The sequence below is a fragment of the Leifsonia sp. Y862 genome (assembly GCF_057669585.1).
On sequence record NZ_JBYHFR010000001.1, the window covers coordinates 326,022 to 343,250 of the forward strand.

Genomic DNA, 17,229 nt, shown 5'->3' on the forward strand with positions numbered 1-17,229 from the left:
AGTAGACAAGCTTTGGAGCGCGGTGGTGCTCCGCCTTTCGGCTCACAAGCCATGGTTGTATTGCAGTGTGATCGATGAGAATGACTTTGGCGAGCGTCTAGCCAAGCGCGTAGCGCTCGCGGTCATGGCCCGCTATCCGGCTGCCGTGGTCGAGTTCGTTCCGTGGGCGAGTGGTCGGTGGTTCACCACGGCGACATTCACACCTCCCAATAGTGACGGCGTAATAGTGTCGCTGTGCGCTAACTCCGACTGGTCATTCGACCTTCAGGTCGGGCGTTTCCGCGTTTATGACATGGAGCCTATGGCCGGTACGGAAGATGACCAGGTTTCGCGAATCGTTGAAGCAATTATTCAGCTTGCGCGCGACGGGCTGACTCGCACATGGCTTGATCGTTTAATTGGTGGCGGCAGAGACCGCGTGGCCAGGTGGCTGCCCGGAGTTCCGTGAGTCTTGAGCGCAGTTCAAGGCCGCGATGTTGATCTAGTTCTCCAATGCCGAGAACGTCGCAGCGTTTGAGTTCACTCGACTAAGTCGGAGTGGAGTGACGGACCTGCGCTGTTCGCCATCACCCGGAACGTGGTGGAGTTCCGCTTCAACGTCTAACTCGTGAGCTCTCAGGACGGCCCCGCCTGCGTTGGCAGGCAGGCAGGGCCGTTTCTGTGTGCGCGCCTAGTTGCTCGTGGGGTGGACGACAGCGCCCGTTGAGCTCGGCCGTGATGCGTAGCGACTCTTGGCTCGCGGCATGCATCGCCGCGTGGTGTGGCGAACCTCCGGGGATTGTCTCCCCGGAGTTCAATGCCGTGAGAAGCGCGTCGAGTCCGGGAATTCCAACCATGTACCCACGGTACCTCGCCGTGATGGCACTGGAGCTGCACACCAGATATATCTCCGTAGTGCAGTCATGTCTCGAATCATCATCCGTTTCCGTAACGAAACGCGGTGGAGTTCCGCTTCAACGTGTAGTCACGCGCACTTCGGAGACGGCCTCTTCTGCTTCGGCAGGCGGGGCCGTTTCTGCGCGCCCGCGACGCTCGCCAAATCGCGTCCCGGTAGGCTTTCGAATGGCGTACCCGCCGACATCATCGACCGTAAGGAAGCTCACAATGCCAGTCATCGCAATCATCGGAGCTGGACCGGGTCTCGGAGCAGCGGTCGCTCGTAAGTTCGGGCGTGAGGGCTTCTCTGTTGCGCTGATTTCGAGGGACCAGTTGAAGCTCGACGCTTTGGCAGCAGAACTTGAAGCGGATGGTGTGACGGCTCGCGGTTACGCCGCGGACGTGCTGGAGCCGTCGGCGCTCGAAGGCGCGCTCGCGCGTGCCGCCGCCGAATTGGGTCCAGTCGCCACGCTGCAGTACAGCCCACTCCCGTCGCCCGACTACCTGAAGCCGGTTCTTGACTTGACTCCCGAGCTGGCGATGGAAGCGCTGCAGTTCTCGGCGCTCGGTCTCATTCGTGCGGTACGCACAGTGTTGCCGTCAATGCGTGAGACAGGTGACGGCAGCATCATCCTGATCAACGGCGGCACCTCGGTGAAAGCACGCGCCGGCTTCGCGGGAACATCGGTGGCCTTTCCTGCTGAGAGCGCCTACGGCGAGATGCTTCACGACGCGCTCGAGGACGAGGGCATCCGTGTCCGTCAGCTCGTCATCCCGGGAGGCATTCCCAAGCTTCAGCTGCCCAACGGCATCGACGACGTCGCCTCTCGCATCTGGGATCTCCACGCCGCCGCGGGGCCGTTCCGCACCATGCTCATCCCGCTCGAGGACGGCAGGGAGTAGAGGTCCGGTGCGCACCGCGTGATGAACTCCCACTGTTGAGTCAATCAGCTCGCCAGATGGGGTTCCTGATCCCGGTCGGATGCATCCGATAGCGTGTGACCATGGCCATTTTTGATCATCTCGGCATCACGGTCGACGACGTCCCGCGGGCGGTCAGGCAGTTCGATCCCGTGCTGGCGGCGCTCGGCTTCGCCCGGCACGACGCCAACGGGTCGGTCTCCTGGAACCTTGACGGTGAGCCGGAGCTCATCCTGCTGCCGGCTCGGGATTCGGGTACCGGGCCGCACCGTCACGGTCGAGTCGGGTGGCAGCACCTGGCGTTCGCCGTCGACTCACGCGAGGAGGTGGACCGCCTGCATCGGATCGCGACGGACACCGGGTGGACGGTCGTGCGTGACCCGAAGGAGTACCCCCGGTTCACGGACCGGTACTACGCCTCCTTCGTCGAGGATGACAACGGCATCCGGATTGAGTTCATGCACAACCCACCGCGCGAGGCCGGCTGAGTTTGTCGTAGGGGTTGTTTGGCGACTGAACGTGGTGGAATTTGGAATTTGGAATTTGGATTTAGCGTTTAGCCCTTGGGCGGCAGTATTTCCGCCTGCTCAGCGGAACCGCACGCGCCCATCTGAAACGATGTCTGTGGTTCGTGGCACGGTGGCGACATGGAACGCGTAGCGATCACCGAACGGGCAGAGCGGATTCTTCAGGATGCCGCCACGATGCTCATGACTCCCAAGGCCGGCGAATGTCTCGTCTGCTTCGTGGCTCGCCAACTCGACGAGTTCGGGTGCGATGGCACCCATCGATTCGCATTGCACTATCGAGACAGTGTTGCACCTCGCGCGACGGCACTGCTCCGGCACCTCTCCGCGATGGGTGCCTGTTGTTGCGACTGCGAAATGTTTATGAACAGCTTCAAGCCCGTCAAGAAGATGTGGGCACAGGCACAGGAACAGGTGGCTGTCGACGGGGATGGAATTGACGAGTGGGTGGGCCCTCAGGCACCCGACACGATGCCCTTATGCGGGACGACGCGACGGGGCTCGACCCAACCGTGTGCTAATTGGAAACGCATCTCGCGCTCGCGGTATCGCTGATTTCGGCGATTAAGTCGCTAAACGCCTGATCCTTGCGGATCTACGATAGTGGGATGTCATTCCAGCCACCGTCGATGTCGATGTCGATGTCGATGTCGATGTCGATGTCGCTTAGGCCGGCGCGATGATCGCCCTGCGTGCTCTCGGAGTGCCGGAATCGAGCGACGCCCCTTCGGATGCCTGAGCGCGCCCTTCCTGAACGGTTCCAGTCTGAACATGATCACTGAGTATGCGGGTAGGCGGTTTCTCCACGATGTGGACTTGGCTGACCTACGATGAGGGTCATGAGCGACTGACCGGTCGATCTTGCGTTCGATATTCAGTGTGTTCGCTCGCGGACTCGGATTGGCCACGTGGATTGGGGGTGACGCATGAGGCCTCAGCTCTATTGGGCAACGGCATTGGTGCTGCTTACCATCCGCGGCGTTCTTCTGTGGATTGTCATGCCCGTTGGATTTGTCGCGTGGTTGTTTTTCCACTCACGGATTCAGAGGGCGGCGCTGGGCGGGTGTCTCGCCTGGTACGACGTGAACCTGATCGCTTTCCTTCAACGCGTGCTCCTGCGCCCGTTCATTACGGAACCGACTGTCGCGTGGGTTCCCGCACGGGGCATGACGGATGTCACGCATTGAGTCAAGCTCCGCGACGTCTATTGAAGGGTCCACGGCCTCGCCTGCGCCGGCAGGCAGGGCCGTTTCTGTGTGCGCGCCTAGTTGCTCGTGGGGTGGACGACAGGGCCCGTCTGGGTAGGGTGTCCCTGCTGGCAATCACTCCTCCGGAACTGTACTTACCTGCTTCGCCGGTACTCCGACGACCACTGCCCGCGCCGGAATGTCCTTCGTGACGACCGCCCCCGCGCCCACCACAGCCCCGTCGCCGATCGTCACGCCGGGCAAGACCGTCACGTTGGCCCCAAGCCACACACCCTGGCCGATCACGACGCGGGCCGGGTGCATATCGGCCCGTCGGCTCGGCACCATGTCGTGGTTCAGCGTCGTGATGACAGCGTTGTGGCCGATGAGGGAGCCGTCGCCGATCTCGATTCCGCCCTGATCTTGGAATCGGCAGCCGCTGTTCACGAAAACGCTCTCGCCGAAATGGATGTTCTTACCGAAGTCGGCGGTGAACGGCGGGAAGAGTTGTAAAGAGTCGGGGACGTCTCGCCCGGTCAGCTCACTCAGCAGTGCCCGCACTTCATCGGGGGAGTTGTAGCGCCCGTTGAGCTCGGCTGCAATACGCAGCGACTCCTGGCTTGCAGCGTGCATCGCCTTGTGGTGCGGCGATCCGCCCGGGATCGTCTCCCCGGCGTTCAGGGCAGTCAGGAGGTCGTCGAGTCCTTGGATTTCGGCCATGCGCCAATGGTAGGCCGCTCTGAACCACGATTAAGTATCCGTCCACACGACGGCGCGGACCTTTCGATCCACGGGTCTGCACGCGACGGCCGCGCGCTGATGGGCGACGCCTAGCCGACCGGTGCCCATCCCAGCGCTGGCCCCAATCTGGTGGCGATGTCGGTGAGGATCTGCACGTAGTCCTCATGGTCGAAGCTGAAGGGCAGCGCGAACGCCACTTCGTCGACCTCCTGAAATCCGGCATGCGCGTAGAGCTGTTCGGCGATCTGGTCGCTGGTGCCGATGAGATCCGGGGCGAACAGCATCCGCTTCGGTCCCTGTGGCGAACTGGTGCGGGGAGTGCGTTCATCGACGTACCGCTGGTACTTTTCCTGCTGTTTCGCTGAGGCCGAATCTGTCGGAATCACCACCAGGCCTTGCGAGACCCGGGCGGGTCCGCGCGCGTGAGCGGATGTCGAGGCGGCTTCACGGTAGGCGCGAATCTGCGATTGCTGGATGTCGGCAAAGGACGGCTCCTGATCCACCTCGGGGAAGATCACGCTGCTGGTGAGCAGATTGAATCCGTTTGCCCCGGCCCAAATGGCCGAATTCTTGCTTGCCGCTCCATACCAGAGGCGTTCGCGCAGCCCGGGCGAGTGTGGCTCAACGCGGTTGGAAAACTCCTCCACGACACCCTGCTTGCCGGAAAATTCCCGCACCGGTTCCCCAGCAATCAAACGGGCAAGCCGCGCTACGCGTTCGTAGCTGAAATCCTCCAGCTCGGCGGAATCGGGGTACAGCTCGTGCTGCACGGTGTAGTAGTGCATTGGTTCGCCCACGCTCACTCCCGGATTGATTCGTCCGCCGGCGAGCAGGTCTACCGTGGCCAGGTCTTCGGCCAGCCGCAGCGGGTTTTCCCAGCCCATCGGGGTTACCGCGGTTCCTAGCTCGATCCGGGATGTGCGCTGGCTGGCCGCAGCCATGACCGCAATGGGGGAGGAGATCCCGAACTGCAGATGGCGGTGGCGCAGCCAGGCGCTATCGAATCCAAGTCGTTCGCCCAGTTCGATGACCTGCAACGTAGATTCGTGACCCACGGCTGGGCTCGCCGGATCGAACATGCCAATAGTGAGGAATCCGAGCTTACGTAGTGGACGTGACGAGTCGGGCATGGCTTCCTTCAGAGGTCTGAGGACGGCTGAACTCATGATGAGCGAGGACCAGGAGCTCCTGTGAAAGCTGTTGCCCTCAACGCCGTTGACTTCGGAACTTGGGTTCCTCGCCCCAGAGTACCCAATGAACACCAGGCACAATCGGGTTCGGCATCCGTTATTCGACCGGCCCTGTGAAGATCATGGGCGCAGGATCGGGTCGGTCACGACGGCCAGTTGAAGTCTCTGCCTGTGCCGTAGGAATCTCGGCGGGAGGTGTAGGCAAGGGCCGCGTGCTCTCGTGCATCGTCACCGATTAGCACCCGCAGCGGGCGGTTGGCGTCTGAGAGGTGTGCGACCAGTGCGTCGGCCGCAGCGCGCGGATCTCCATCCGACGACGGCGCATCGGGGTCGACGGTCGGCCACGGTATCTCCGCAGAGCCGAACATGGCAGTGCGTAGATCGTCGTACTCCGGTTTCGGGGTCGCGAATGACATGCTTGACCCTGCCCAGTCGGTTGCGAATCCGCCCAATTGGGCGATTGTTACGTGGATATTGAACTGTGCAACCTCGGCAGACAGTGCTTCGCTGAACCCTTCGAGTGCCCACTTACCCGCGTTGTACAGGCCAAATGTCGGCATCGAGCCGATGGCACCAACCGTCGAAATCTGCACAATATCGCCACCACCACGGGCCCGCAGGTGGGGGATCGCAGCCTGACAGACCCAGATCACGCCGAACACATTCAGGTCGAGATGATCGCGGGCCTGCTGTTCGTCGAGCTCTTCGATAGCCCCGACGAGCCCGCCGCCCGCGTTATTCACGACGATGTCGATGCCGCCGAAGGCCTGCGCGGCGTTATCGACAGCAGTGGCGACTGCGGCGGCGTCGCGGACATCGAGCAGGATCTCCCGCACCGCGTTCGGGTGATCACGTTGCAGATCCGCCATCGCTCCGCGGCGGCGAACGGTTCCGACGACGCGATCTCCTAGTTTCAGGGCGGCATGCGCGAATGCCCGGCCGAGCCCGCGGCCGGCTCCGGTGATAAGCCATGTGCGAGGAGGGCGTGATGATTCGGTCATGGTGCAGATCCCTTCAGCGATGCGGTGCGTCTCGTCAGGCTATATGTGGCCAATCGCACTGTCAAGACGGTGCGTCTCGTCTCGCCGAGATGTAGCATGTCTCCATGACTTCCACTCCTTCGGGCTCCGCGCGTTCCGATGCGCCGGGCCCCGATGCCGCCCGGCGAAGCGATCGAGCCCGTCGGGCGATTCTCGTCGCTGCGCGCGACCTCGTTGGGGAGGTGGGATACACCAGGCTGACCATCGAGGGAATCGCCGCCGCAGCGGGTGTGGGCAAGCAAACGATCTATCGATGGTGGCGATCCAAGGCTGCCGTGCTCTTCGACGCAATTCTGGATGCCAACTCACAAGGGGAGGGCGCAGTCGCGCTGCCGGATACCGGAGATCTCGAATCCGACCTGCGGCTGATGCTGCGGGAAACCGTCGCCGCACTGACCGAGCCGGCCAACGACCGCCTTCAACGCGCGATCACCGCAGAGATCCAGACCGATGTCGTCGTCGCCGAAGAACTGGTGCAACGGTTGCTTCGCCCTCAGCTCGATGCGACCGCCGCACGGATCGCGGCCGGTATCCGGGCCGGCCAGGTCGACGAGTCCGTGGACCCGGGGCTTGCGACTGAATTGCTGTTCGGACCGGTTTTCCACCGTTGGCTGTTGCGCACCGGTGAGCTGGACGACCAATTCGCCGATGGCGTGCTCGCCATGGTCCTGACGGGACTACGGCCACGCTAGACGCGTCGTCAGTGGCGCTGCCCTACTGCGACTTCCGTGCGGCGGTAATGAATCCATGCGTCCGCACTCCGGGATCGGTGCGTCTATCCGTCCCGGTGATGGTAAACCCGCACGCCTCGACGCGCGCGGACAAGAGCTCCAGCGGCCAGTAGTACGCCGTCGTCACGGCGTGGTCGAACGGTATGAGTTCAGGCCCCTCGAAGAAGCCGAGCGCCAGGCCGCCGCCCGGGCGCAGGCAACGCGCGAACTCGGTCAGGGCGGAGTCGATGAGCTCTGGATCCGTGTGAATGAGGGAGTACCACGAGAGGATGCCGCCGAGACTTTGGCCATCGATGTCGAGGTGCTCGGCTTCCCCGATTCGGAAGCGGATGTCTGGATATCGACGCTGTGCGGCGGCGACGAACTCCGGGGTGGGATCGATGCCCTCGATCTCGAGATTGTGCTCGGACAGAAAGTGCGTCCATTGCCCCGGACCGCAGCCGACATCAATGATCGGTCCGGTGAGTCCACGCGCCCAGGTGAGAACAGCGTTCCGGTCTGCTTCGGCGGCGGCGTCGATCGTGCCGAACAGCTCGATGTACTCCGCCGATCGCGCACCGTACGCGTGACTCACTTCTGAAACGTTCATGATGAGCATCCTAGATTCTTGGCGCTTGCGCCGGTCGGTGGAGGAATTCGTGATGACCGGGCCCAGAGTGTGTGCCCCGAGTGTGTTCTGTGCGGGAACGTCGTGGAGTTTAGGTTCAACGTTCAACCAGAGACGAGCTGCCCGCAATCGCAGGGCAGCTCGTTCGCTCAATGGGCAGTCCGATCAGTTTGCGCGGTCGGCGAATCCCGATGGCAGTTCGTTCGGTCCAACTTCAACAACGCTCTCGTTGTTTTCACCGACGTTTTCGAAGAGCGTGATGCGAGCGAACTCCGGAACGACGTAGATCGGGTAGGTCGGGCCAGCATCGCGGTAGGCCCGCATTTCGTCCAAGTGATCATTCTGGAAGAGAACGGTCTTGCTGCCGTCCTGCTCGATCCACTGCGGGAAGAAGATGGTGCCGTGCAGGACGCGTCGTCCTGGCAAGACGTTGACGACGACCGAGGTGCCGGTCGGCTCGTTCCAGGAGACCTTGTAGACGTCGTCGGCAAGCTGAACCAGATCGACCGTTTGGTCTCGCACCCAGCGGCCTCCGACCATTCCGGTGTGGATGCGGTAGTCCATGGTGGTGGCGTTCTTCAGGTACATCTCGTACTGCCAGCCGTTGGCGTAGGTGTAGATGAACCGGTGTCCGACGATTCCAGAGAGATCCTGCGGAGGAACTGGATTCTCAATGGTCGTAGCGGCGTTCTCGGTGGTCATGGTGAAGCTCCTTGCTGAGATCAAACAGCGTTTGCCCGCCTCGGACGGGGCGAGTCAATCACTGTCACAAAAATAGTACGTCACAAAATAGCTTTGAGACAAAAGTCTTTTGATAGGTTTACACTGAAGCCATGAACAACGCGGGCAAGGTCGGGTCGGATGAGGCATCCAGAAAGACGACTTCCGCTCGGGTTGCTGCGGGACTCGGCGGATTGCTGGGTCCTTTGCGGCGAGCAGTGCTTCGATCGACCCGCAACGCGGAGGGCCTGCCGGACTTGCCGGAGGCGCAGATCGAACTCCTCAGGGCGCTCTCCACTTCTGCCGATGGGCTCAGCCCAAGTTCTGCGGCTGCCCTCATACGGGTTGCGCCGTCCACGGTGAGCAACCTCGCCAGGACGATGTCCGCTGCGCGCCTGGTGGAACGGATTCGCCCCGAACACGATCAGCGCACGGTGGTACTCACGGCTTCAGCAGAAGCGCTGCAGCTGCTGAAGCGTTACGACCGGGCCAGTTCGGCTGCTCTGACCAGTGTCGTTGAAGAGCTTTCTGACGCCGACCGTATTGCGCTTGAAGAATCGCTGCCGGCTTTGGGGCGACTGGTTGCAGCACTGGAGGCCGCTGACGGTGCCACTGCGGAGAACCGGCCGGTGAGTTCGCTGCCCGGATAGATCTCGGCGCCCGGCACCGATTGGTCGCAGCGAGCGCGCTGCTACGGGGCCCGTGTTTCCCGGAACTCCTCGATCGAGACGTTGAACTTGTGCATCAAGTCAGCGAAGGCGTTGACGTCATCAGTAGGCCAGTCGGCCAGAATTCTGTCGAGGGCGTGCACAGAGCGTCCGCGTGCCTCTGCCAGCCGCGCTCTCCCCAGGTCGCTCAGTGTGAATTTTCGCGCTGCGCTGCCGGCCGGATCGAGGATCCGTTCAAGCAAACCCTCACGCACCGCCACGGTCGTCTGGCGCTGCAAGGTCGAGACATCGAGAAGAAAGGCCGTGCTCAGCTCGCCGATCGACATGGGTCCCTCCCCATCGATCCGGCTCATCAGGAGATAGACGCTCCGGTCAAGCCCGTCCTCGGCGCGATGCTGGGCGATCGTATAGCGGCTGAGCAGTGTCTGCTCGTATTCAATGTCAGCGATGCGACGTTCCATTAAATGGATTCCTCCCTCGGCCCTTAACATCCTACTTCACGCGTGTATGATGAACATTTTGTGCACTCTGCACATTCGTTCTGAAGGGCCAACTTGTCCAAGAAAACCTCTGCCGGCGTCCCCGGCTCAGGAGTAGTCGTTGGCATCCTCGCCAGTGCCGGTATCGCCTCGTCTATTACCCAGACCATGGTCACGCCGCTCATCCCTCAGCTGCCTGCCATCTTCAACACCCCGGCAACAAACACGGCATGGATCATCACGGCCACGCTTCTCGCGGCAGCGGTGGCAGTGCCCATTTCAGGCCGCTTGGGTGACCTGTTCGGCAAACGCCGCATGATCCTGATCTTGGCTATGCCGCTGATGCTCGGCGCCATTGTGTGTGCCATCGCCCCCACGGTGGAAGTCATGATCGTTGGACGTGCCATGCAGGGCCTGGGTTCGGGAATGGTGCCGCTCGGCATCGCCATGCTGCGTGATCTTGTGCCGAAGGAGCGACTCTCCGCGGCGATTGCCACGGTGAGTGCCACGCTGGGTGTTGGTGGTGCGCTCGGCATGCCGATCTCAGCGGCAGTCGTTGAATTCGCAGACTGGCGGGCGCTGTTCTTCGGCAGCGCGGTCGTCACGCTGCTCGTTGTAGTGGCCATTTGGAAGTTCATTCCGGTACTGCCCGCGGGTGCGGCAGGACAGCGCTTCGACTGGTTGGGTGCCATCGGGCTGACCATCGGGCTGGTCTCGCTCATCCTCGCTGTTTCCAAGGGATCATCCTGGGGGTGGGCTTCGCCATTGACCCTGGGTCTGCTGGGCGTCTCGGTGGTCGTTCTGCTGCTGTGGGGAATCTGGGAAACACGTACCAAGGATCCACTGGTTGACCTGCGCACCGCAGTAATCCCGCGCGTGCTGCTGACAAATATCGCGTCAATCTTCGTTGGTTTCGGAATGTACGCGAGCATGCTGGTCATGCCGCAGCTCCTGCAGCTGCCCGCGGAGACCGGCTACGGTCTGGGCCAGTCGATCCTCGCCGCCGGTCTCTGGATGGCCCCTGCGGGATTGATGATGTTGGTGCTCGCTCCTGTGGGTGGCCGACTCACCGATGCGCGCGGTCCCAAGTTCACCCTGGTGTTGGGCGTTGCGGTTATTGCGCTCGGCTATGGTGTCAGCCTGCTGGGCATGGGGAGCACGTGGGGTCTGATGGCCTCGGGTCTCGTCGTCAATGGTGGCGTGGCTCTGGCGTACGGCGCCATGCCAGCCATCATCATGGGTGCGGTTCCGCTCAGCGAAACCGCTGCCGCCAACGGTTTCAACACGCTGATGCGCTCGCTGGGTACCACCACGGGCGCCGCCGTGATCGGGTTGGTACTGGCGCAGATGACTATCGACTTCGGCGGGGTTTCTGTCCCGTCTGAAGCTGGATTCCGGGTTGCCCTGATTCTGGGCGCTGGCATCTCTGTCATCGCCGCAATCCTGGCCGCATGCATTCCCGCAGCCGCTAAGCGGATGTCGGTCACAGCTGATGCGCAACCGGAATTGGTTTCGGCCAAGTAAGACAGGACGGGACAAGACCGGGGCGGACGGCTCACCTCGAAACCGCACCCAGAATCTGACGGCGGTGACCGGCACATGTGCCGGTCACCGCCTTTTCTGGCTATCATGGGGCACCTTGAAGAATCACATACTGACGGCAGTCAGACATGTCTCAGGTGCGCTGGATCCGGTTATGGGGGACGCAGCGGATCGCCACGAAAATCGGATTCATACGTGAACTACGCAGCACGGCAGCAACGCGCTCAGCAACTGGTGCAGGAGATCGGCCTTCCTCGCCCCCTGACCTCAGAGACTTTGCACCACCACATGGAGCAGGTTCGCAAGAAAAAGATCGTCATCATGCAGGCGCCCCCTGGGATGGTCGACAGCGGAATCTGCGCGCTCTGGCTTGAGGTGGCCGGTGAAGGGTTCGAGCGGATCCACTACGCCCCCACAGACTCCGCTGTACACCGCCAGCAGTTCGTGAACCATGAGTTCGGCCACATGATCCTCAACCACAAGAAGGTGACGATGCCGGCCGAGAGGATCGCGCTTCTTGCGCCCCTCATCCCGATGAACGCCATCGTCTCAGCGCTCTCCAGAAGCAGCTTCACCGATGAGGAAGAAGCGCTGGCTGAGGCCATTGGAGACGAACTCGCGATGATCCTGCGGAAGGACGCGTCACTCAGCAGGCGTGGAGTCGAAACCGGATTTGGGCAGGTGCTCTGATGTTCGCGCTTATTGAATACGCGGTGCTTGCGGCTCTCTGGGGCACGACCCTTCTCCTGGTGCCCAGCGCGCTCCGCGGCACACGGCGTCTGCTCTTCTGGTTCATGTTGGCTTTCGCCGTCACGATAACGCTGATCAGCGACGGCCCATATGCATTCGTCGACCAGCTCCTGGGGGGAGTCGACCTCACGTACTTCATCTTCCATGCGACGGCGATCATCTGCGTGGCCCTGTTCGACGGCCTCATCCAGACGGCTGTCTCCAAGGTCGGGTTGACCAGGGCCAGGAAGCGGGTTGCCTTCTGGGGCTCGACCGGACTCATCCTTGTTCAGGCTGCGCTCTTCTTCACTAGCGGCTGGGAAATCGATAACATCCAGTTCATCGGTCCTGGCGACTGGAGTCAGCTGGTCTACAGCTTCACGACCTGGGTTGCTCTGATCGTTCTTGCGATCTCGACAATCGTCGCGTGCGCATCAGACTTCACACGCCAGCGGGACGGAACGATCAAGACAGCGCTCGTGATCATCTCCCTCGGTTGGGTTGTCATCTCCCTCTACGTCGTAGTGCAGATGGGCGTGGCGATCGCTCGTGTTTCGGGTGACACCTACGTGAGCCCGATAGTTGATTTCCTGTCGGTGACGTGCCCGCTCGTCGCATCCGTTCTCTTGGCAGTTGGCCTCGGCCTCCGCTTGCTGGTCGGAGTCGTCAAGAACATGATCGACGCAGCCAGGAGCCGACGACTGTTGTGGCAGCTCACCCCGCTCTGGGAGCGGCTGCTTGCTGACGTGCCTGAGCTCAGTATGGAAGCACCAACATCACGGGTAAACCTCTACTTCCGCAGGAACCACACTCACCACCTTCACCGTCGTTACGTCGAGGTTCGTGACAGCCTTCTTCTCCATCCAGAGCAGCCGCTCTCAGATCGCGAAGCGAAACTCATCCGCATGGTGGAAGCGCATATTCAACACGCATCAGATACACGAACCGGGACCACAAGCGATTCGAGGATCAATGAGTACCAAGACGCCCGATGACGCTGCCGGGGCCGGAACTCCGCAGACCACGCCACAACAAGAACTCGCGCGCAAGCTGAACCTGCTGCTCGACGTCGTCGTGGCCGAGGGAAACACCCCGTACACCTACCGCGAGATCGCCGCCGGCCTCAAAGCCAAGAAGGTTTCGCTGTCGCGTGCCCGATGGCAGTACATGGTCAGGGGCGAAGGCCCACTGGTCAGCGACGTCGTACTGCTCACCGAGATCGCCAACTTCTTCGGGATTGCACCCGAGTACCTGCTGGGGTCCGACGACGACCTTCCGGAGCGCATCGACTCGCAGTTGGAGCTGGTGCGCATGATCCGCGTCAAACGAGTGATCAACTTCGCAGCCCGAACCCTCGGCGACACCTCCCCAGACGCTCTTCGAGAGATCACGAAGCTTCTCGAGGGCGGGCTGCCAGACAGCCCAGGCCAGACAGGCGAGTAGCGCCATTCACCGCACACGCACCCAGCAACTCCACGAGGTGCGACACGCCTCACCAGAGGATTGGGAGGCGACGTTCCGCGCGTTGGCCCTCGTCCACTTCGACTCCGAGATGAGGGTGGGGTTCCTCCTCGCCTACTACCGCAGTTTCGGTGTCCCGCACATCTCGGACGTCCTGGTCGGCTCGGGGGAAGTGACCGGCCGTCCACAGAAGCGGGCTTCAGACACCGGCATCGTCATCTACGAGATCATCGCGAACGGGATGGAGAGCGAACGCGGTGAACGGATGATCGGACTTCTGCGACGAGTTCATCGCACAGTTCCGGGAACCGGCGACGACTTCCTCTACATTCTGATCTCCTTGCTCGTTCTGCCGGTTCGTTGGATGATGACGAACGGATGGCGCCAGCTGGAACCGGCTGAGGTGCACGCTGCACACCGGTTCTACCAGGAGCTCGGACAGCGGATGGGCCTGACGAATATTCCGCCCACCTACGAGGCAGCTGCCGAATTCTTCGACCGCTACGAAGCAGCGAACGTGCGCCCGGCACCAGCGAACCACGTGTTGATGGCTGCAGCAGCGCAGCTCACCGCGGTGCGGCTGCCGGCGCCACTTCGGCCCTTCGTGCCCAGCATCCTCAGTGGCCTCATCGACGACCGGCGGTTCTGCGACGCTGTCGGGCTGCCGAAACCCAACAGAGTCATGACGGCTCTGGTGAGAGGGACCGTCCGGCTTCGGGCCGCCAGAGCGGCCAGGAGGCCGTTGCCCGTCACCGCACGGTTCGTGCCCGGTGCTGCCGGTTCATCGTCGTCGTACCCCCACGGGTACGACCTCTCAGAGATCGGTCCAGAAGCTGCGAGCACAAAGTCGAGCAGAGGGTAGACGATGTGATTATTTTCGTTTAATAGCGCTAGGCTTAGACATGTCCAAGGGGGGATAAGGACGGAAGTGCGCCGGAAACCGGGGAACATTATGTGGGGGGCCGGCGCGCTTCTTCTTTTAACACGTTTGAGGCGGATCACCCGCCAGGCCTGCTGTTATGGTTGGCCGGCATGGGGAAGATTCGATCATTCGGTCTTGTGGCCGTACTGCTCTCGGGGTTGGTTGTCACGGGATGTTCGCTCCCTGAGTTCGCCTGCCCCGCCATCGGGTGGAACAACATCGTCAACATTCACCTCGACGGGGATGCGGGCGCCGCAGCCGTCATCGAGGTGTGCGAAGACGGTGCCTGTTCGTCGTCGGCATCCGTTCAACAGGAATCAGATGAGCCGTTGCAGCAGCTCTCGACGCTGACCCCGGCAGAGCTATCGACTCCCTCGGCGTCATCCGCTGTTCCCTTTCCATTCTTCATTTCACGCGCCGACGACAGCAGCTGGACGGTCTCGGTGGGGATGACGACGCCGGATGTGCTCACGATTCGTGCGCTGTCGTCGGACGGTGAACTGCTCGCCGAACGAGAGGTCGTGCTCGAATGGCAGCGCGTGGGTGGCAGCGAGGAATGTGGCGGACCCGGTGAAGCTGGCCCAGTTCGTCTCACCATTCCGTCGTGACAGCACGACGCCGCCCGGTCATGTCGACCGGGCGGCGTCGTCGTGTCAGCTGACTGACCGGCTTAAAGCTCGGTCGTGACCTCCCATGACGAGTGGATGGCGCCATGGATGTAGTTGACCTCCTTGGCGTCGCCGATCACATCCACGGTGAGACCGGCTTCGCGAAGCCCGTCGGCGAGGGGCGCCGCTGCCGTGGTGCCGTCTGCGTAGACCACCATGGCGGCGGGGGCAGAGAAGTTCTCCTCACCCTCTGTCCACTCGACGCTCTTCGGCGTGATGCGCGTGATCGCGACGTTGCGGTGGATCTTGACACCGTGAGCCAGCGAATCCTTGACCGCAGTCCAGCGTCGCGGCATGGCCAGCGGCAGGCCGAGCTGCTGCTTTTCGTGCAGCAGGGTGACGTTGCGGCCGCGCTCGGCGAGGAACTCCGCGAGCTCCAGGCCCACCAGTGACCCGCCGATCACCACGACGTCCTTGCCCATCGGCAGCCAGAACTTCGTGAACTGGCGCACGAACTCTGGGCTCTTGGTGACGCCGGAGAGGCGACCAGCCTTCCCAAGGGTGCTCAGCACCAGGCCGGCCTCGTCAGCCGTTGCAGTGCCGAGCATCATCGCGCGCAGGGTGTCGCCGGTCTGCACGTTGGGCAGGTCGCCGCCGGGGAAGTCCGGCTTGGGGCGCACGGCTCCCGTGGCCACGATGACGTGGTCGGGGCGCAGGGCCTGAATCGATTCGACGGTCGCCGGGGTGTTGAGCTTGACGGCGATGCGCAGTCGCTTGATCTCCGACTTGAACCAGCGCAACAGGCGCTCGTTGTCTGGGGTGGTCATGGTGGAGAACCACATCGTCCCGCCCAGACGGTCGGACTTGTCGATCACGGTGACGCGGTGACCGCGCTCGGTGAGCACCCTGGCGCTCTCCAGGCCGGCTGGGCCTGCACCGATGACCACCACATGCTTGGATGCCGACGCCGGCTTGAGTGGCAGCACCGCTTCATTACCCAGCGCGGGGTTCACCGCACAGAAGGGGGTGTCGTCGAAGAAGTTCTCTGCGACACACAGGTAGCAGTTGATGCACGGGCGCACCTGGTCGAACTTGCCGTCGCGGAGCTTGTTCGGCAGGTCAGGGTCGGCGAGCAGCTGACGTCCCATGGCGGCGAAGTCAATCTGGCCGGCCGCGAGGGCCTTCTCCGAGACCTCAGGAAGCATGCGACCAACCGCGATGACCGGGATGCTGACGTGCTTCTTGATCTCGGCGGCGTTTGAGATGTAGGCGCCCACCTTGCTGGGGAGCGGGCCATCCGTGAAGTTGTCGAAGGGGTTGCGTCCCCAACCGGTGACGTGGATCGCGTCGGCGCCAGCCTTTTCGAACAGCGCCGAGGCTTCGATCGATTCTTCGAGCGTGAGACCGCCCTCTTGTCCGTACTCTTCGCCGGATACCCGCACGAGGATGGCGAGGCGGTCGCCCACCCGCTGCTTCACAGCGCTGATGACCTCGCAAGCCAGGCGTGCCCGGTTGGCCAGGGTGCCGCCATACTCGTCGGTGCGCTTGTTGTCACGCTGGTTCAGGAACACGCCGAGGATGTAGCCGTGGGCGACGTGGATCTCGATGGCGTCGGCGTCGGCCTTGGCGACGCGCTCCGCGGCATCCGCCCAGGTGTCGATCAGCCAGGTGATGTCCTCGGACGTCATCTCGTGGTACGAAGTCTGCTTGCCGGCGGTGGCCGCGCCCATCCTGCGCAGCTCGTCGGGGGTGCTGTCGGCCAGGGCCGACATGTTGTAGCTGTAGTCCGGCGTGTTGGGCGCCAGAACCGCGCGGTCGTTGGCGGTGTCGACGCGGGCGACCTTGCCGTGGTGCGTGGACTGGACGCAGAGCTTGCTGCCCGCTGCGTGGATGGCGTCGGCCAATGCCTTCAGTCCGGGGATGAACTTGTCTTCTGACAGTCCCGGCTCCTTCATGGATGCTGCACCGTAAGGGAAGGCGATGGCGCACGCGCCCGTGATGATCAGGCCGGCCCCGCCCGCAGCGCGCGCAACGTAGTGGTCGATCTCGGTCTGTTCGATCTCGCCATGCTCTGAGACGTTCATGTCCATAGCCGGGAGGACGATGCGGTTGGGTGTCTGCATGGACCCGATGCGTCCGGGGCTCATCAGATGCGGGAATGTCTTGGTGCTCATAACTAAAGAATACTTGCCCCGCGACACTATTCTTCACTATCGCGACGCCGCAACGCCGCAGCGCTCCAGAGATCAACGATCCCTGGAGCGCTGCGGTGAGTGGGTG

General features: G+C 62.5%; 20 protein-coding genes. 12 read left to right on the top strand and 8 right to left on the bottom strand.

Going from position 1 to position 17,229, the window contains the following annotated elements; genetic code table 11:
• Positions 1-67: 67 nt before the first annotated feature.
• The 3 genes from AC25Z0_RS01490 to AC25Z0_RS01500 all read left to right on the top strand — a co-directional run bounded on the left by AC25Z0_RS01490 (position 68) and on the right by AC25Z0_RS01500 (position 2,285).
• Positions 68-448: a hypothetical protein gene (locus AC25Z0_RS01490; protein ID WP_488132073.1), complete on the top strand. Its 381-nt coding sequence runs from the start codon at positions 68-70 to the stop codon at positions 446-448.
• Positions 449-1,104: 656 nt separating this feature from the next.
• The gene (locus AC25Z0_RS01495; RefSeq protein ID WP_488132074.1) at positions 1,105-1,779 is read left to right on the top strand and encodes an SDR family NAD(P)-dependent oxidoreductase; all 675 of its coding nucleotides are present in this window, start codon (positions 1,105-1,107) and stop codon (positions 1,777-1,779) included.
• A 101-nt stretch (positions 1,780-1,880) separates the two neighbouring features.
• Positions 1,881-2,285 (top strand): VOC family protein, encoded by a 405-nt coding sequence (locus AC25Z0_RS01500; RefSeq protein WP_488118498.1) that lies wholly within the window; start codon positions 1,881-1,883, stop codon positions 2,283-2,285.
• A gap of 99 nt (positions 2,286-2,384) precedes the next feature.
• Here the strand turns inward: AC25Z0_RS01500 and AC25Z0_RS01505 are convergent, their stop codons facing one another.
• Positions 2,385-2,585, bottom strand: coding sequence for a hypothetical protein (locus AC25Z0_RS01505; protein ID WP_488133139.1), 201 nt, complete (start codon positions 2,583-2,585; stop codon positions 2,385-2,387).
• Here AC25Z0_RS01505 and AC25Z0_RS01510 point away from each other — a divergent pair.
• Positions 2,508-2,879 (top strand): DUF2695 domain-containing protein, encoded by a 372-nt coding sequence (locus tag AC25Z0_RS01510; protein WP_488133102.1) that lies wholly within the window; start codon positions 2,508-2,510, stop codon positions 2,877-2,879. The genes AC25Z0_RS01505 and AC25Z0_RS01510 overlap by 78 nt on opposite strands.
• Before the next feature lie 767 nt (positions 2,880-3,646).
• Here AC25Z0_RS01510 and AC25Z0_RS01515 read toward each other — a convergent pair.
• The 3 genes from AC25Z0_RS01515 to AC25Z0_RS01525 all read right to left on the bottom strand — a co-directional run bounded on the left by AC25Z0_RS01515 (position 3,647) and on the right by AC25Z0_RS01525 (position 6,443).
• On the bottom strand, positions 3,647-4,231 hold the full coding sequence (locus AC25Z0_RS01515; RefSeq protein ID WP_488132075.1) for a DapH/DapD/GlmU-related protein: 585 nt from the start codon (positions 4,229-4,231) through the stop codon (positions 3,647-3,649).
• A gap of 110 nt (positions 4,232-4,341) precedes the next feature.
• Positions 4,342-5,382: an LLM class flavin-dependent oxidoreductase gene (locus AC25Z0_RS01520; protein WP_488133103.1), complete on the bottom strand. Its 1,041-nt coding sequence runs from the start codon at positions 5,380-5,382 to the stop codon at positions 4,342-4,344.
• A 203-nt stretch (positions 5,383-5,585) separates the two neighbouring features.
• Positions 5,586-6,443: an SDR family NAD(P)-dependent oxidoreductase gene (locus AC25Z0_RS01525; RefSeq protein WP_488132076.1), complete on the bottom strand. Its 858-nt coding sequence runs from the start codon at positions 6,441-6,443 to the stop codon at positions 5,586-5,588.
• A gap of 104 nt (positions 6,444-6,547) precedes the next feature.
• On the opposite strand from AC25Z0_RS01525, the gene AC25Z0_RS01530 reads away from it, so the two are divergent.
• A complete protein-coding gene (locus tag AC25Z0_RS01530; protein ID WP_488132077.1) occupies positions 6,548-7,174 on the top strand; it encodes a TetR/AcrR family transcriptional regulator in 627 nt (208 codons plus the stop codon).
• 22 nt (positions 7,175-7,196) lie between these two features.
• On the opposite strand, the gene AC25Z0_RS01535 is transcribed toward AC25Z0_RS01530, so the two are convergent.
• Together AC25Z0_RS01535 and AC25Z0_RS01540 are read right to left on the bottom strand one after the other, a co-directional pair.
• The gene (locus tag AC25Z0_RS01535; RefSeq protein ID WP_488132078.1) at positions 7,197-7,802 is read right to left on the bottom strand and encodes a class I SAM-dependent methyltransferase; all 606 of its coding nucleotides are present in this window, start codon (positions 7,800-7,802) and stop codon (positions 7,197-7,199) included.
• A 183-nt stretch (positions 7,803-7,985) separates the two neighbouring features.
• Positions 7,986-8,522: a phenolic acid decarboxylase gene (locus AC25Z0_RS01540; RefSeq protein ID WP_488118506.1), complete on the bottom strand. Its 537-nt coding sequence runs from the start codon at positions 8,520-8,522 to the stop codon at positions 7,986-7,988.
• A gap of 131 nt (positions 8,523-8,653) precedes the next feature.
• Here AC25Z0_RS01540 and AC25Z0_RS01545 point away from each other — a divergent pair, with 131 nt between their 5' ends.
• A complete protein-coding gene (locus AC25Z0_RS01545) occupies positions 8,654-9,190 on the top strand; it encodes a MarR family winged helix-turn-helix transcriptional regulator (RefSeq protein WP_488132079.1) in 537 nt (178 codons plus the stop codon).
• 41 nt (positions 9,191-9,231) lie between these two features.
• Here the strand turns inward: AC25Z0_RS01545 and AC25Z0_RS01550 are convergent, their stop codons facing one another.
• Positions 9,232-9,669: a MarR family winged helix-turn-helix transcriptional regulator gene (locus AC25Z0_RS01550; protein WP_488132080.1), complete on the bottom strand. Its 438-nt coding sequence runs from the start codon at positions 9,667-9,669 to the stop codon at positions 9,232-9,234.
• Between the two features lie 93 nt (positions 9,670-9,762).
• Here AC25Z0_RS01550 and AC25Z0_RS01555 point away from each other — a divergent pair, with 93 nt between their 5' ends.
• From AC25Z0_RS01555 to AC25Z0_RS01580, 6 genes are all read left to right on the top strand, one after another.
• A complete protein-coding gene (locus tag AC25Z0_RS01555) occupies positions 9,763-11,211 on the top strand; it encodes an MFS transporter (RefSeq protein WP_488132081.1) in 1,449 nt (482 codons plus the stop codon).
• A gap of 213 nt (positions 11,212-11,424) precedes the next feature.
• Positions 11,425-11,919 (top strand): hypothetical protein, encoded by a 495-nt coding sequence (locus tag AC25Z0_RS01560; protein ID WP_488118510.1) that lies wholly within the window; start codon positions 11,425-11,427, stop codon positions 11,917-11,919.
• Positions 11,919-12,953: a DUF6545 domain-containing protein gene (locus AC25Z0_RS01565; protein WP_488132082.1), complete on the top strand. Its 1,035-nt coding sequence runs from the start codon at positions 11,919-11,921 to the stop codon at positions 12,951-12,953. The genes AC25Z0_RS01560 and AC25Z0_RS01565 overlap by 1 nt, the downstream gene beginning before the upstream one ends.
• Positions 12,931-13,401: a hypothetical protein gene (locus AC25Z0_RS01570; RefSeq protein ID WP_488132083.1), complete on the top strand. Its 471-nt coding sequence runs from the start codon at positions 12,931-12,933 to the stop codon at positions 13,399-13,401. The genes AC25Z0_RS01565 and AC25Z0_RS01570 overlap by 23 nt, the downstream gene beginning before the upstream one ends.
• A 37-nt stretch (positions 13,402-13,438) precedes the next feature.
• The gene (locus AC25Z0_RS01575; RefSeq protein WP_488132084.1) at positions 13,439-14,281 is read left to right on the top strand and encodes an oxygenase MpaB family protein; all 843 of its coding nucleotides are present in this window, start codon (positions 13,439-13,441) and stop codon (positions 14,279-14,281) included.
• Between the two features lie 170 nt (positions 14,282-14,451).
• Positions 14,452-14,949, top strand: coding sequence for a hypothetical protein (locus tag AC25Z0_RS01580; RefSeq protein ID WP_488132085.1), 498 nt, complete (start codon positions 14,452-14,454; stop codon positions 14,947-14,949).
• A 62-nt stretch (positions 14,950-15,011) separates the two neighbouring features.
• On the opposite strand, the gene AC25Z0_RS01585 is transcribed toward AC25Z0_RS01580, so the two are convergent.
• Entirely contained in the window at positions 15,012-17,123 is a 2,112-nt protein-coding gene (locus AC25Z0_RS01585) for an FAD-dependent oxidoreductase (protein ID WP_488132086.1), read from the bottom strand.
• Positions 17,124-17,229 lie beyond the last annotated feature (106 nt).

What these genes read in the sequence shown, in the direction of transcription:
- AC25Z0_RS01495 (WP_488132074.1), top strand. Translation starts at nt 1,105, where the DNA reads ATGCCAGTCATCGCAATCATCGGAGCTGGACCGGGTCTCGGAGCAGCG.
- AC25Z0_RS01500 (WP_488118498.1), top strand. Translation starts at nt 1,881, where the DNA reads ATGGCCATTTTTGATCATCTCGGCATCACGGTCGACGACGTCCCGCGG.
- AC25Z0_RS01510 (WP_488133102.1), top strand. Translation starts at nt 2,508, where the DNA reads ATGACTCCCAAGGCCGGCGAATGTCTCGTCTGCTTCGTGGCTCGCCAA.
- AC25Z0_RS01505 (WP_488133139.1), bottom strand. Translation starts at nt 2,585, where the DNA reads ATGGGTGCCATCGCACCCGAACTCGTCGAGTTGGCGAGCCACGAAGCA.
- AC25Z0_RS01515 (WP_488132075.1), bottom strand. Translation starts at nt 4,231, where the DNA reads ATGGCCGAAATCCAAGGACTCGACGACCTCCTGACTGCCCTGAACGCC.
- AC25Z0_RS01520 (WP_488133103.1), bottom strand. Translation starts at nt 5,382, where the DNA reads ATGCCCGACTCGTCACGTCCACTACGTAAGCTCGGATTCCTCACTATT.
- AC25Z0_RS01525 (WP_488132076.1), bottom strand. Translation starts at nt 6,443, where the DNA reads ATGACCGAATCATCACGCCCTCCTCGCACATGGCTTATCACCGGAGCC.
- AC25Z0_RS01530 (WP_488132077.1), top strand. Translation starts at nt 6,548, where the DNA reads ATGACTTCCACTCCTTCGGGCTCCGCGCGTTCCGATGCGCCGGGCCCC.
- AC25Z0_RS01535 (WP_488132078.1), bottom strand. Translation starts at nt 7,802, where the DNA reads ATGAACGTTTCAGAAGTGAGTCACGCGTACGGTGCGCGATCGGCGGAG.
- AC25Z0_RS01540 (WP_488118506.1), bottom strand. Translation starts at nt 8,522, where the DNA reads ATGACCACCGAGAACGCCGCTACGACCATTGAGAATCCAGTTCCTCCG.
- AC25Z0_RS01545 (WP_488132079.1), top strand. Translation starts at nt 8,654, where the DNA reads ATGAACAACGCGGGCAAGGTCGGGTCGGATGAGGCATCCAGAAAGACG.
- AC25Z0_RS01550 (WP_488132080.1), bottom strand. Translation starts at nt 9,669, where the DNA reads ATGGAACGTCGCATCGCTGACATTGAATACGAGCAGACACTGCTCAGC.
- AC25Z0_RS01565 (WP_488132082.1), top strand. Translation starts at nt 11,919, where the DNA reads ATGTTCGCGCTTATTGAATACGCGGTGCTTGCGGCTCTCTGGGGCACG.
- AC25Z0_RS01570 (WP_488132083.1), top strand. Translation starts at nt 12,931, where the DNA reads ATGAGTACCAAGACGCCCGATGACGCTGCCGGGGCCGGAACTCCGCAG.
- AC25Z0_RS01580 (WP_488132085.1), top strand. Translation starts at nt 14,452, where the DNA reads ATGGGGAAGATTCGATCATTCGGTCTTGTGGCCGTACTGCTCTCGGGG.
- AC25Z0_RS01585 (WP_488132086.1), bottom strand. Translation starts at nt 17,123, where the DNA reads ATGAGCACCAAGACATTCCCGCATCTGATGAGCCCCGGACGCATCGGG.